Source organism: Bisbaumannia salifodinae (genome assembly GCF_055388505.1).
Map to the genome: position 1 here is coordinate 3,385,041 of NZ_AP043781.1, position 13,018 is coordinate 3,398,058.

At 63.5% G+C, this 13,018-nt stretch carries 9 protein-coding genes; all 9 read right to left on the reverse strand.

Annotated features, from left to right (window positions below):
* Nucleotides 1-40 precede the first annotated feature (40 nt).
* The 9 genes from ACZ5EF_RS15790 to ACZ5EF_RS15830 all read right to left on the reverse strand — a co-directional run bounded on the left by ACZ5EF_RS15790 (nucleotide 41) and on the right by ACZ5EF_RS15830 (nucleotide 13,010).
* Nucleotides 41-1,246 (reverse strand): mechanosensitive ion channel family protein, encoded by a 1,206-nt coding sequence (locus tag ACZ5EF_RS15790; protein ID WP_346061661.1) that lies wholly within the window; start codon nucleotides 1,244-1,246, stop codon nucleotides 41-43.
* Nucleotides 1,247-1,729: 483 nt separating this feature from the next.
* Nucleotides 1,730-2,701 carry a tetratricopeptide repeat protein gene (locus ACZ5EF_RS15795; protein ID WP_346061660.1) on the reverse strand — a complete coding sequence of 324 codons (972 nt, stop codon included), beginning with the start codon at nucleotides 2,699-2,701 and terminating at the stop codon, nucleotides 1,730-1,732.
* Between the two features lie 18 nt (nucleotides 2,702-2,719).
* Nucleotides 2,720-3,691 carry a tetratricopeptide repeat protein gene (locus ACZ5EF_RS15800; RefSeq protein WP_346061659.1) on the reverse strand — a complete coding sequence of 324 codons (972 nt, stop codon included), beginning with the start codon at nucleotides 3,689-3,691 and terminating at the stop codon, nucleotides 2,720-2,722.
* An 18-nt stretch (nucleotides 3,692-3,709) separates the two neighbouring features.
* Nucleotides 3,710-4,696, reverse strand: coding sequence for a tetratricopeptide repeat protein (locus ACZ5EF_RS15805; RefSeq protein WP_346061658.1), 987 nt, complete (start codon nucleotides 4,694-4,696; stop codon nucleotides 3,710-3,712).
* 1 nt (nucleotide 4,697) lies between these two features.
* The gene (locus ACZ5EF_RS15810; protein ID WP_346061657.1) at nucleotides 4,698-7,967 is read right to left on the reverse strand and encodes a hypothetical protein; all 3,270 of its coding nucleotides are present in this window, start codon (nucleotides 7,965-7,967) and stop codon (nucleotides 4,698-4,700) included.
* Nucleotides 7,964-8,791, reverse strand: a complete 828-nt coding sequence (locus ACZ5EF_RS15815; protein ID WP_346061656.1) for a DUF4123 domain-containing protein — start codon at nucleotides 8,789-8,791, stop codon at nucleotides 7,964-7,966. Before ACZ5EF_RS15815 ends, ACZ5EF_RS15810 begins: the two co-directional genes overlap by 4 nt.
* Entirely contained in the window at nucleotides 8,776-10,857 is a 2,082-nt protein-coding gene (locus ACZ5EF_RS15820) for a type VI secretion system Vgr family protein (RefSeq protein ID WP_346061655.1), read from the reverse strand. Before ACZ5EF_RS15820 ends, ACZ5EF_RS15815 begins: the two co-directional genes overlap by 16 nt.
* A 180-nt stretch (nucleotides 10,858-11,037) precedes the next feature.
* Nucleotides 11,038-11,556 carry an Hcp family type VI secretion system effector gene (locus ACZ5EF_RS15825; protein WP_346061654.1) on the reverse strand — a complete coding sequence of 173 codons (519 nt, stop codon included), beginning with the start codon at nucleotides 11,554-11,556 and terminating at the stop codon, nucleotides 11,038-11,040.
* A 476-nt stretch (nucleotides 11,557-12,032) separates the two neighbouring features.
* Complete coding sequence (locus ACZ5EF_RS15830) at nucleotides 12,033-13,010, reverse strand: LysR substrate-binding domain-containing protein (protein WP_346061653.1); 978 nt, start codon at nucleotides 13,008-13,010, stop codon at nucleotides 12,033-12,035.
* Between the last annotated feature and the right edge of the window lie 8 nt (nucleotides 13,011-13,018).

Here is a 13,018-nt window from a genome sequence, read left to right on the forward strand (position 1 = left end):
GGCCGGGCCGGAGCCACCAATGACCCCGACCGGTCAGCTATCAGAAACTGCTGGCATCCTGCTTCTCCGCCCGTTTGCCGGAACCTTGTTTCTGACCATCCTCGCTGGCCGGCTCGGACGCTCGCGGCTCCTGATTGTCGCCTCTGGCTTTCACGCCATCGGGCAGAAGCAGGGTGCGGGTCGGGAAGGCCACTTCCGCACCATGGCTCTCGATGATGTCGCTGATCTTGAGCAGCACATCTTCTTTGACTTCATGGAACCGGACCCACTGGGTGGTTTTGGTGAAGGTGTAAACCATGATGTCCAGCGATGACGCATTGAAAGCCAGGAAATTCACAATCAATGTCTTATTGGCCGCAATATCCTCATGCTTCTTAAGCATGTCACGAATCTCATCCACGATCTCCTTCATGGCATGGACGTCCGCGTAGCGTATGCCGATGGTTTCCGAGATACGGCGGTTGGTCATGCGGGACGGGTTCTCCACCGCTATGGTGGTGAAGGTGGCATTAGGGACGTAGAGCGGACGCTTGTCGAAGGTACGAATAGTGGTGAGTCGCCAGCCGATATGCTCCACCGTACCTTCAATGTTCCTGTCAGGCGAGCGCACCCAGTCGCCCACCTTGAAGGGGCGGTCCAGATGGATGATGAACCCCCCGAAAAAGTTTGCCAGCAGGTCTTTAGCCGCGAAACCGACGGCGATACCGCCTACACCACCAAAGGCCAGTACGCCGGAAATGCTGAACCCGAGGGTCTGCAATACGGTCAGAACCGCGGTAATGATCACTACCACCCGCAGCAGCTTGCTGATCGCACTCACCGTGGTGTAATCCATCGGTTGACGAACTTTCATCGGAGACGTCAGGATCTTTTCCGCCTCTTTTACCAGCCTGAGCAATGCCCAGACCAGCACCCAGACAAAACCGACCTGCAGCAGTGTGCCGTTAGCCCTGAAGATTTCGGCGTCGGAGAAGTGATGGGCAACCTCCGACGCCCAATAGACGCCCTGCAACCAGATAAACGCCTCAACCGGCTTGCAGACGGCATGGAGAACCGCATCGTCCCAGAGGTTTTGGGTTGCGCTGAATTTATTTTCCAGCACGGCGATCACACGGGATGCGATAAATGCGGCGGTAGCCGTTGCGAACACCAGCATGAAGACCAGAATACCGGCGCGCCATCCCTCCGAAAGCATTCCGAACTCTTTGATCCAGCCATTCAAAACGCTTAACGTTTCTCCGAGCATCTTTCCCTCTAGACGACATTATTTAATGGACAAACACCCATGCCTCCGGCACCAAGCATTCAAACATTCCCGCAGCGCTCTGACCGTGCACTTGAATAACATAACACACCCATGGGTTTCGCATCCTGATTTAATGGGTGTAAATAAAACCTCTATGTGCGCTGTCGGGATGGATCGCGTGTTCACAGGGGACACGGCTCCCTCCGGTTACAAACTAGAGGGAAGCCTACCCGAGCCGGGGAACCTCAGGCAACAGAGACGACGTAGACGATACACTTCCGCTAGATAGTACATCGTTTCCACATCGCCAATCCTCGCCGCGATTTCCAGATAAGGCATGCTCATCATGCGTTGGTGGGCATTGTATGGCCGCATTCCCTCGTCCTTGGCGGCCTGGCTCTCGGGATCCAGGGCCCAGGCGCTTATCGGCAGCACCAGCAGGACGATAAGCAGCCAGCGTGGTATAGGCGCTAACATGACGGATCAGTAACCAAAGCGTGGCGGAAAGCGCGAGAGCGGGGGCTCGCGGCCGATCCATTTTTCTTCTGCGAGAACTTCTGCACCTTCGACTTGAGCATCAGTTAGCCGATCTCTATATAACCGTTTCGCACCACGTATTTGCCCAGAACCTTGAGTTTCAATATCGATGGCATGCAATACTGCCCAGCCTTCTATTAAGTCTTCCTCACATGAACAAACGGGGTCGTCCTCAGGCTCCAAGTAGCACATGGCAATCCCAAGGCGGGCGTCATAGCTCCCATTATTCGAGCCTTCTTGAACCCAGTCCCAAGCCTCATCATATGCTTCTATATCACCTAAGACTCTTGAAAGGCTTTCCATCCCTGGCACATAGCCCTGCTCCGCCGCTTGGCGAAACCATGCCTCGGCGGCGCCAAGCCGGCGGCTATTGGTCAAATACCAGCCGCGTCCGTTAAGGATCTGCCTGCCCAGGAGGATCTGAGCCTCGGGCTGGCCGGCCTCGGCGGCACGCTCCAGCCATTCGCCGGCCCGGCGCGATGCCTCGAACATGCGCTGGATATGGTACATCGCCAGCATGGCATCGGGATCGCTGGCCTCGGCCTGGGGCTGGGTAATGGCCAGGGCGGCATGGTGCCAGTCCTCGAAACCCTCGGGGCAACGGTCGCCGGCGGTACAGGCGCCGCCCTGGAAGAGCCGCAGCATGGCATAAGGGTCGCCCTGTTCGGCGGCTTGCAGATACCACGCCATGGCCCTTAGAGACAGACCGCGATCCAGCAGGCGGGTCGCCTCCCCCAGGTAGTACATGGCCTCCACATCACCGGCTTCAGCGACGGGTTCCAGATAGGGCTGCATTTCGATCCACTCGGACATGCCCCATAGTCGCATCCCCTCATTCTTGGCGGCCTGGATCTCGGGATCCAGGGCCCAAGTGCTTATCGGCAGCACCAGCAGGGCGACGCTCAGCAGGCGTTGCATAGGTCCCGGCATAATCGATCAGTAGCCAAAGCGCGGAGGGAAGTTGGAAAGCGGCGGCTCACGGCCGATCCATTCGCGCTCTGCCAAGGCTTCGGCTTCCTCTTGCTCTTCCCGTGAAAGTTGGGAATGCAGCTGTTCTAGTATGTACTTTGCCGTATTGTCACTAGTTTCTTCCACGACAGCATAAAGAATTGCCCAGCCTTGAATAGGATCCGCCTCTTCTCTGCAATACTCTTCCCTCTCCGGGACAATCAGGCATTCTCCATGGACCACCCTGGAAACTCGAGATCCAAGCAATGAAGCACGCTTTCCCCAAGACCATAGCTCGGAATATTGTCCTTCTCTCTCCAGAACGGCGGTTAGAGCTACCATCCCGGGCACATACCCCTGCTCTGCCGCTTGGCGGAGCCATTCCTCCGCGGCGCCAAGCCGGCGGCTATTGGTCAAATACCAGCCGCGTCCGTTAAGGATCTGCCGCCCCAGAAGGGTCTGGGCCTCGGGCTGGCCAGCCTCGGCGGCGCGCTCCAGCCATTCGCCGGCCCGGCGCGATGCCTCGAACATACGCTGGATATGGTACATCGCCAGCATGGCATCGGGATCGCCGGCCTCGGCCTGGGGCTGGGTAATGGCCAGGGCGGCATGGTGCCAGTCCTCGAAGCCCTCGGGGCAACGGTCGCCGGCGGTGCAGGCGCCGCCTCGAAACAGCTGCAGCATGGAGTATGCATCGCCTTCCGCTGCGGCTTGTAAATACCACTCCATGGCTGCCCGGGTCAGCCCCATCATCTGCTGTCGCCGCTCCGCCTCTCCCATGTAGTACATGGCCTCGACATCGCCCGCTTCCGCGGCTTGCCGAAGATAGGGCATGGCCGCCGTGGAATGTCCGATATTATAGAGCCGCATCCCCTCGTTCTTGGCGGCCTGGGTCTCGGGCTCCAGGGCCCAGGCGCTTATCGGCAGCACCAGCAGGGCGATGCTCAGCAGGCGTTGCATAGGTCCCGGCATAATCGATCAGTAGCCAAAGCGCGGGGGAAAATTGGAAAGCGGCGGCTCACGGCCGATCCATTCGCGCTCTGCTAAGGCTTCAGCTTCCACTATCTCTTCATCTGTCAGGATGTCACGATTTCGCCGCATATTGCTTATTGCTGACTGGTTACTTGCCTCCATAGCCATAGCATGCAAAATTGCCCATCCTTTAATCTTGTCTTCCCCTCCCTGACATCTTTCTCTTCGCGCTGGATCAAGGTAGCACCACCCCACACCAAACCGCCTATCCATATGCCCTGCCTGTGATGCGACTTGCATCCACTCCCAGGCTTCTTCGTAACGCTCTTGAGAAATCAGCACATCCGCGACTTCACTTATTGCTGGAACATAGCCTTGCTCCGCCGCTTGGCGAAACCATTCCTCCGCGGCGCCAAGCCGACGGCTATTGGTCAGATACCAGCCGCGTCCGTTAAGGATCTGCCGCCCCAGAAGGGTCTGGGCCTCGGGCTGACCGGCCTCGGCGGCGCGCTCCAGCCATTCGCCGGCCCGGCGCGATGCCTCGAACATGCGCTGGATATGGTACATCGCCAGCATCGCATCGGGATCGCCGGCCTCGGCCTGGGGCTGGGTAATGGCCAGGGCGGCATGGTGCCAGTCCTCGAAGCCCTCGGGGCAACGGTCGCCGGCGGTGCAGGCGCCACCTCGAAACAGCTGCAGCATGGAGTATGCATCGCCTTCCGCTGCGGCTTGTAAATACCACTCCATGGCTGCCCGGGTCAGCCCCATCATCTGCTGTCGCCGCTCCGCCTCTCCCATGTAGTACATGGCCTCGACATCGCCCGCTTCCGCGGCTTGCCGAAGATAGGGCATGGCCGCCGTGGAGTGCCCGATATTATAGAGCCGCATCCCCTCGTTCTTGGCGGCTTGCACCTCGGGCTCCAGGGCCCAGCCACTGCTGGCCAGGCTTAGTAGTCCCATTAGCAGAATAGGGCGGATAAATTTCGTCATCATCTTAGGTATCCGTATCCCGATAGGTGACATAGGTACCTCTTGGCGAGGTGGCACGTTGACAGTAACTATCTACTTCAGAGCCCAGTCGTTGAGCGATGAAATCATAATTGTTACGAGCTTCATCCGCTTGGTCACTATTAGTACTTACCTGCTTCATAAACTGATCCAGCCGATAACGATTCTGGCAATAGGCCCTGCCCCAGCCGCGTGCCTCGTCATAGGTGCCATCCAGCGACATTCGCGCCACCGCACGCTCGAAGAGGTGCTGGGCCGTGGCACGGCTGTAGTGGCGGCTGGCGGTATAGCCTTCCTCCAACCAGCCCAGGCAGTTGTCGATGGCGATCTGCTGCAGATCGATGGCCTGGTCGCGGTCGAAAGGCTCGTCGTCGATGGTATAGCCGCTCCTGCCGGGCGGGCTTATCAGGGTATTGAGTAAGGGTCCCAGCGCTTCTGGATACAGGTTCCTGATCCAGGTAGCTAGCTGAGCCGCTTGTTCAGGGTTGCCTGCCGCATCGACAATAGCGTAAGCGATCACCCCCGCCCGTTCGCCCTGGGTCATCAGGTCGTAGAGACGCTGGATGCCGTCCAGGCCGCGGGCGGCGAGCAGGCCGATATCGAGCAGGGTGGTGGCGCCCAGGTAGGCCAGCCGGCTCATGGCCTGAAAGGCGTCGCGGTCCACCCAGTCGACGAAGGCGTAGTCGTTGTCGCGCAGCGCCTGGCTAAGCATCATAAACCACAGGTCCAGTTGCTTGAGGTCCAGTTCCATGGCGATCTGGCCGCCCACGCCCAGGCCCGCCACGACCTTGGCCTTGAAGTAGGCGACGAACTTGCCCTGGTGAATCCCCAGGCGCAGGCCGAGCTCGCCGCTGATACCGCCTGCGGCTTCCAGGCCCAGCACGGCATGGCCCAGGCTGCGCCAGGCGTTGAGTTCGGCCTGCTGATTGCTCAGGGTCAGCCAGTCGCGGTCGGCCAGTTGCGGGAGTTGCCGGGTGATATCGGCCGGCGGCGCCCAGCGCATGCTGCAGCGCGTGTTGACCCCCACCTTGGCACCGAGAAAGGCCTTGAAGACGCCTCCCTCGGCTTCGCGCTGGACCCTGTCCAGCCCGGTGAGCTTGAGGCCATTGTGATCGAAGCCCAGCCCGGCCTCGGCGGTCAGCGCCAGGGTGGCGCCGGCGAAGCCCTTGGCGACCGCGGCCACTTGCAGCGAGTAGCGGCCTAGGTTGCGGATTTCGTTCTCGCGTTGCGTCAGTACGGCTTCGAACGGCTGGGCATCGCGCTCATGGGGAAGGTGCAGCGTACCCAGGCTGATCTCGCCACGCGCCAGGCTGTAGGTGCCCTTGAGCTCCAGCTCCAGCTTGGCAGCGCCGCTGGGGCGGGCGTCGTGGCGTTCGGAATAGCGCCAGGGCGTACTCACGGAGCCAAGCCCCCTCAGATCACGCTCGATGCTCCCTTCATCGCGGTATTCACGCTTGGTGGATAGCGCGGCGCCGGCCTGGGAATCGCCTTGCCACTCGAAGAACTCCAGTGATGCCTCGCGATCGATCAGGGTCACCGGTTCGTCGAGGTGGATATCCAGCGCCTCGTTCAAGGCGGCGTGGGGCATGCCCACCAGGCGCAGCATCTGGGCCTGGGCACTGGCGTCGAACAGGCGCAGGCGCTCACGGCTGGGCCCGGTGAAGAGAATGCGCTGCAGCGTTTCCGCCCAGGCACTCTTGGCCTCCTCCTGCCGCAGGGAAGCCACGTCATGCCCCTGGGCGTCGAGATAGTCGAAGAAGGCCTCGGGGCGGAAGAAGCCGAGCCGCTCCTCGAACCAGTCGGCGCGTCGCTCGATGCGCTCGCAGCCACGCCGGGCCATCCAGTTGGACAGGGCCGTTTCATTGGCCTCCCAGAGGGTGGCGGGCAGCACGCCGTCTTGCTCCAGGTCACGCAGCAGCGCCGGACGCTCCGCGTCGCGCACGTCGCGCAGCAGGTGGCGAAGGCTAACATGACTCAGCGCCTGCTCGGCACGCGGCGAGCTAAACTCGCGCAGCGGGAAGTCCTTGCGAACCAGGACGTCGATGACCTGGCGGCGATACCCCAGCGCATGGCGCTGGTCGCTGATATCCGCTTGCCAGAACAGCACCCGCCGAGGCCGCATGCGTTCCACCTGTGACTCGGCCAGCTGGTAGAGCACGTCCAGTTGTGCCACCAGCCGATTGAAGTCCGCACGCTCCTCCTCGAAGAGGTGGATGGGCAGTGCCGTGCGCCGCGCGGTGGCCGTGGCCCACTGGTCGAGTTTGGCCTCTATCTCCTCGAACAGTGTCGAGGCCTCCTTCAGCCGGCAATTGTAATAATCGAATGCCTCGAGACCGGGCTCCAGGTCGAGGGAGGTGGCGTCTGTCGATGCATCGGCCAGGGCCCACTCGGGCGTGGCGACCCCCAGGGTGGCCAAGGCCAGAATGCTGTCGCAATAGGCCCGCTGGTCGGCATCGAGACGCTCGGCTTCGCTACTGATGAAGTCGCCGATGACGGCGCAGCGCGAGGAGTCCTTGGGTGACATCGACTCGCAGTCGGCGAGGAAGGCCTGGTATTCCACCAGCGCCTGGCGCACCGGCAGCAAGGTGCCCGGCTGGTCGACGGAGGCGGTATCCTGGATGACGGCGGCCCGGCACTGCCGATAGGTTTCCAGCGCCTGCTCGATCTCCGCTTCCCAGGGCCCATAGTAGCCGCTGCCTTCGAGGAGGTAGCCCTGTTGCCTGGCTTCACGCCGGCCCTGCTCGCGTAGCACACTCATGGCCAGGGTGGCGTCGTCGCGAGCCCGCAGCGAGTGCTGGTACTGGATGCCGGCGTGCTCGCGCTCGTGGGCATTGCGCCGGCCAGGCGCATGCATGGCACGATACCACTCGGCGGCCTCGGCCTCGTGCCTGGCGACATCGGCTTCGTGCTGTTCGTAGCGTTCCCGCTGGGCCTGGCTCAGGAAATTGATCGGGCTGGCGGGCAGGAAACACTCCAGCAACCCGGCCTCCCCGTTGAGGTGCTCCAGGCGCTGGATGGGGTCTTCCACGTTGACCCAGCCGGCCAGTTCCTCGGCGGCATCATGCAGGGCCCTGGCCACCTCCTCGGTAAGCAGCCAGAAGGTGCCGGTCCCGGTGAGATAGAGAATGTCGGCCCAGGGGGCCACTTCGCAGGCCATCGGTTCGGAGACTTCCTGTCCCCCCTCGTACGCAGGTGCCTGGAACTCGGGCAGCAACAGCGGGGCACGTTGGCTGCCAGGCCGTGGGTTCGATGTCATGAGAGGCGCTCCAATTCGCCGGTCTTTTGCACTGCGGTGAGGCTCGGATCGACCAAAATCACTTGAGCGTCCCGCCAGGTGGCATCGCTGGCCTGACAAATCAGCGGCAGCAGCCGTGTCTTGTCCCGCCCGTGTGTGATGCCACCCGTCGCAAGACGTATCAGGCGCTCCAGCCATTCCGGCGGCAGCGCCGGAAGCGGTGTCTCGGTCGCCTGGCTGAGCCACCAGGCATGAGCGCTCTCCTTCAGGGCGAGTTCCAGCTCCTGGGTCAGCGGCAAGGCGTCGGCGTTGCCGGGGCTATCGGCGGGCTGCCAGGCCAGCCAGTGCCGTTGCGGCGTTGGCGTGACGACCTGCCCCAGCGGCCCGCTGAACTGGGCGTAAGCGGTGTCGCTGCCGGCGGCCAGCAACGCTGTCCCGGCGGCGGGATCCTGAATATTCACCAGCGACTGGCCGCCGTGAGAATCGTCGAGCACGAAGAATCGCCGCAGGTGATCGGCCAGGTCAGTCAGCGGGGTGGCGTGTGCCGGCTGGAAGGCCCAGCCCCGGCGCTCTCCCGTGCATAGCGCACCGAGGGCCTGCCAGGCGTCGCTGCCGACCTCCAGTTCGACGAGCCAGGGGCTCGCTTCCAGCAGTGGCGCCAGGGGCGTGCCGGCGAACAGGGTCAGGTAGTCACGCCAACCGGGCTGGCCCACCAGGGCGGCGCAGGCCTCGGGATAACGGCGCGGGTCGAGCACCAGATAGGCCGGCCGCCGTGGGTCAACCCAGGCCGCCAGCCCCCCGCTGCCCCGGGTGCGCTCGGGGAGTTGGCTCAACCAGCCAGGCATGGGCAATCCTCTCGGGCACATTGGGTGTCGCTGATCTTGCCGCACAGCGGCATCAGGGCGGCCTCACTCAGTTGGAAGTCCTTGAGCCTGGGCAGGGCCGTGGGCGGAATCGCCTCATGGCGCTCCGCCACGGCATGCCCCGGCAGCAGCGGGGCCTCGACGGCCTGGCCACTGCCCAAGCCGGGGCTGCCGCCGGCGTTGATCTTGACGCTGGGGCCGACGAGGGTCACGCCGCCGCCATCGAGCTTGAGGAAGCTGCCGCCGGCGTTCAGGGTCAGCTCACTGCCGGCCTCCAGCACCACCTTATGGCCGGCCTTGATATGCAGCTCGCGGCCGCTCTCGCTGAGCCAGGCCTGGCCGGCCCGGACGTGCAGGCTGCCCTGGACGATCAGGTGCTGGCTGCCGTCGGTCTGCTCATGGCGATTGCCGTGCACGCTGTGGTGGTCGTCGTTATCCACCTCGGCGATCCGGTCACGGTGGATCGACAGGAAGCTATCGTTGCCGATCGCTTCGGTGCGATCGTTATTGGTGAGCAGCTCCAGGTCACGCTGGGCGTGCAGCCAGATCTGCTCCTGGTCGGCCTGGTCCTCGAAACGCAGCTCGTTGAAGCCCTCGCCCTGGTGGCTCTGGGTGCGCAGCACGGTGCGGGTCTTGTGCTCGGGCAGCGCATAGGGCGGGGTGTTGACCGCGTGGTAGGTGCGCCCGGTGATCAGCGGCTGGTCCGGGTCGCCCTCCAGGAAGGAGACGATCACCTCGTGGCCGATGCGCGGGATGGCCATGGCGCCATAGCCGCCGCCGGCCCAGCCCTGGCTGACCCGCAGCCAGGCACTCGCCGTCTCGTTGGGCTCGGCGTAGCGATCCCAGGGGAACTGCACCTTGACCCGGCCGTGCTCGTCGCAGTGGATCTCCTCGCCCTCGGGGCCCACCACGAAGGCCACCTGGGGGCCGTCGACCCGGGGCCGCCGCGGCGGCTCGGGGCGCCAGGCGCGGTCGGCGGGGGCCAGCACCAGGGTGTTGGCGAGGGTGGTCAGGCCGTCGGCCTGGGCGGCCTCCTCCTCCAGGGCCTGGGGCTGGCTGCCGGTATGGACCGCCGCCAGCACCTGCCAGTCGCGGTTCACCTCATCGAGGTCGTGGCCCTCGAGGGTGAAGCGGGTGCCGGGAGCCAGCTCCGGCAGGTCGCTCTCGGCCTCGGCGGTCAGCGCCTGGCGGCGCAGCGCCTCGAGGCGGATGCGGGTAAAGGCCGTGCCGGAGGCGTCCGCCTTGTAGCGGCCCGGGTAGTCGTAGTGCTCGTAGTCGTCGCGTTGGGCGTGCTCATCGAGCCCCGCTGCCTGGTGCTCATGGAGCTGTGAATAAGCCGGCTGCTTGAAGGAGTAGTCCTTGAGCACGGCGCTGGCCGGGGCCACCCGCGAGACCTGCTTGAGCTTACGCAGATGGCGTTGTGGCGGGGTACCGCCGGCGCGGCCATGGTAGGTCCGTGGCCCCAGGCCGCCCAGCACCTGGGGGTCGTCGGCGAACACCAGGCGGTGGGTGCCGCCTTCGGCGTTTTCGAACTCATGGAAGAAGCACAGCCCCTCCTCGGCGGCCAGGCGCTGGATAAAGGCCAGGTCGCTCTCGCGGTACTGCACGCAGTACTCGCGCTCGGCGGGCTCGCGGGTCACGGCGAAGGCCACGTCGGTGAGGCCGCGCTCCTCGCACAGGGTGTTGATGATGGTCAGCGGCGAGACGCCCTGGAAGATCCGCGAGTTGTGGCGCAGGCCGAGGCGCCATAGCGCCGGGCGAACCTCGAGGTGATAGAAGGTGCGGCGGTGGCCGCGGTCGCCGCGTGCGAACTCGCTGACGATGCCGTGGATGCGGCGCAGCGGCTCGCCATCCTGCCACACGGTCAGGCTGGCCTGGCGGTCGAGGAAGGCCTCGGCACTCAGCTCGCCGTCGCGGCTGGCGAACTGGATTTCCAGGCGGAAGGGCGCCGAGAGGGCCTCGTCGAGGGTGAAGTCGACCACCGCCAGGTCGAGGTCGGCGGTGCCGGCGAGGCTCAGGGTAAAGTGCAGTCCGCTTGCGTGGGCCATTCGGCGTCTTCCCTCCTGGAAGTCGAGTCACGTGGCATCTTCCGGCCACGACGGCTCAGCTTAACGTCTCTGATCGCTGAGGCAAGGGCGACGACAGGCTGACGCCAGGGCGCGTCTCCCCGCCCTGGCGTCAGCCGGCACACCGCGACGATGGCCGCCCGCGGGCGGCCATCCTGGAGCTTACGACTCCAGCGGCGCGCGCCAGTCGTCGGAGCCGGAGGTGCCGGCCACGGTGTGCTCCCAATCGATCTTGCGATAGGCCAGGGAGACGTCCATCAGCTGGGTGAACTCGGACTGGGTGGCGTCCTGGGCATGCGGCATGCGCAGGTTGATATCGACGATGGTGGCGTCGGTCAGGGAGGTGGTGAAGAAGTGCTCCTGACGGCCCTCCACGGAGGTGCGGTACCACTTCAGCTCGACGGTCGGCAGCATCTCGCCGGAGGCCAGGGCGTTGTACATCAGCGGCACGGCCTTGTTGAGGGCCACGGTGAAGATAAACGGCTTGTGGGCACGCTGGCCGGCGGGCTGGCCGGACTGCGGGTCGGTGGGCACGGTGACGATGTGCTTGAACTCCTGCACCAGCATCTCGTCTTCGTGGCCTTCCACGTAGATGTTGCCCACGGAATCCGGGGTGAAGGCGCCGGCGGTGATATGGCCCTGGGTCTGACCGTGGATGCTGATATAGCAAGGTGTCGGCATGAGTCTGCTCCTTGACGGTATAAGAAAAAATGTCCTGGGGACGCCAGTTATAGAGCAGAGGTCATGCCATAAATAATAAAGCCATTTATAATCAATTTATTATAGAAATCGCCTCTGCCAGAACGTCCCGAACGGGCAAGAAGTGGCCTGAAAATCGGGTCATTTCTTGCCTGCGGGCAAGAAATGACGGGTATCCGGAATAGATGGTTGATCGCCCCGAGGCAGCAGTTCGGAGCAATCAACATCCTCTCCGGATTCTCTGGTTGAAAATAATGGGTATCCGGAGGAGGAAGCCAAGCAGGCGCTGAATAGCGGCGATGCGCCCATCGACGAATTGGCCGAGGAGGAGGGTTCCGCCGACCCGAGCTTCTTCCGGCGGCTGTTCGGTCGTCAGGTCGGCCTGACGCCGTCACGGCGTAGACGATGAGCACACCGAAGGTCAACTCGGGGCTGTAGCAGTGGTCGAGAAGGCTCCGTCAAGGAGGATCGGAAGGGAGCCGGCCTGCCCCCGTCGAGAGATCCTTCGCCTGCTGCATCAGCCAGTTGGAGAAGCGTGCGATGCGGGGATCCGTGTCGGGCGAGTCCTTGGTGAGCAGCACGTAATCATACCCCGTTGCCACCATGCCTAGGGGCGCGATGAGTCTTCCTGCCTGCAGGTCATCGTTGACCAGTGGTAGCGGGCCGATCGCGGTCCCTAGGCGGTCGACGGCCGCCTGCAAGGCGAAGAAGAAGTGATCGAAGAATTGCTCGCTGGTTGGCGAGCCGCGATAGCCGCTTTCCCGCTGCCACTCTCGCCATGCCTCTGGCCGAGTGCGGCTGTGCAGCCATCTCGCCCGAGAAAGGTCGCGGCCAATGACCGTTTCCCAGCAGTCGGGGGCGCAAACCGGCCCGGCGAACTCGGCCCATAGTCGGGTGACGACGTCGTCTTCAGGCAAGACGAAGTTGGTGTGGCGAATCGCGGCGTCACATCCGTCCGCGAGCAAGTCGATCGGGCCTCCTGCCAGCCGCAGGTCGATATTGAGATCGGGGTTCAGTGTGCGAAATGTTCCCAGTCGGGGCATGAGCCAACGCATTCCCAGGCTGGGTTCGCAGGAGATGGTCAGGATGGGGGAACTACCCTCATGCCGGCGCAGTGCTTCGGCCGCCTCGTCCAGGCGATCGAGCATCTCACCCGCGACCCGTTGCAGCCGTTCTCCCGCCAGGGTCAGGTATACCCTGCGGTGGCGGCGGACGAAGAGCTGGACCCCCAGTCGTCGCTCGAGTTGGGCAACGGCTCGGCTAATCGCCCCATGGGTCAGGTGCAGCTCTTCGGCGGCGCGAGAGAAGCTCTGATGACGGGCAGCCGCTTCGAAGGCTGGTAGTGGAGCCAGTGGAGGCAGGTGTCTCTTTCTGTGAAGATCGCTCACAACATGTCCGAGTAATTTTCGATTTTCCGCATGCCTGGTCGATTTCATACTTGTCC

What these genes read in the sequence shown, in the direction of transcription:
- ACZ5EF_RS15790 (WP_346061661.1), bottom strand. Translation starts at nt 1,246, where the DNA reads ATGCTCGGAGAAACGTTAAGCGTTTTGAATGGCTGGATCAAAGAGTTC.
- ACZ5EF_RS15795 (WP_346061660.1), bottom strand. Translation starts at nt 2,701, where the DNA reads ATGCAACGCCTGCTGAGCGTCGCCCTGCTGGTGCTGCCGATAAGCACT.
- ACZ5EF_RS15800 (WP_346061659.1), bottom strand. Translation starts at nt 3,691, where the DNA reads ATGCAACGCCTGCTGAGCATCGCCCTGCTGGTGCTGCCGATAAGCGCC.
- ACZ5EF_RS15805 (WP_346061658.1), bottom strand. Translation starts at nt 4,696, where the DNA reads ATGATGACGAAATTTATCCGCCCTATTCTGCTAATGGGACTACTAAGC.
- ACZ5EF_RS15810 (WP_346061657.1), bottom strand. Translation starts at nt 7,967, where the DNA reads ATGACATCGAACCCACGGCCTGGCAGCCAACGTGCCCCGCTGTTGCTG.
- ACZ5EF_RS15815 (WP_346061656.1), bottom strand. Translation starts at nt 8,791, where the DNA reads ATGCCTGGCTGGTTGAGCCAACTCCCCGAGCGCACCCGGGGCAGCGGG.
- ACZ5EF_RS15820 (WP_346061655.1), bottom strand. Translation starts at nt 10,857, where the DNA reads ATGGCCCACGCAAGCGGACTGCACTTTACCCTGAGCCTCGCCGGCACC.
- ACZ5EF_RS15825 (WP_346061654.1), bottom strand. Translation starts at nt 11,556, where the DNA reads ATGCCGACACCTTGCTATATCAGCATCCACGGTCAGACCCAGGGCCAT.
- ACZ5EF_RS15830 (WP_346061653.1), bottom strand. Translation starts at nt 13,010, where the DNA reads ATGAAATCGACCAGGCATGCGGAAAATCGAAAATTACTCGGACATGTT.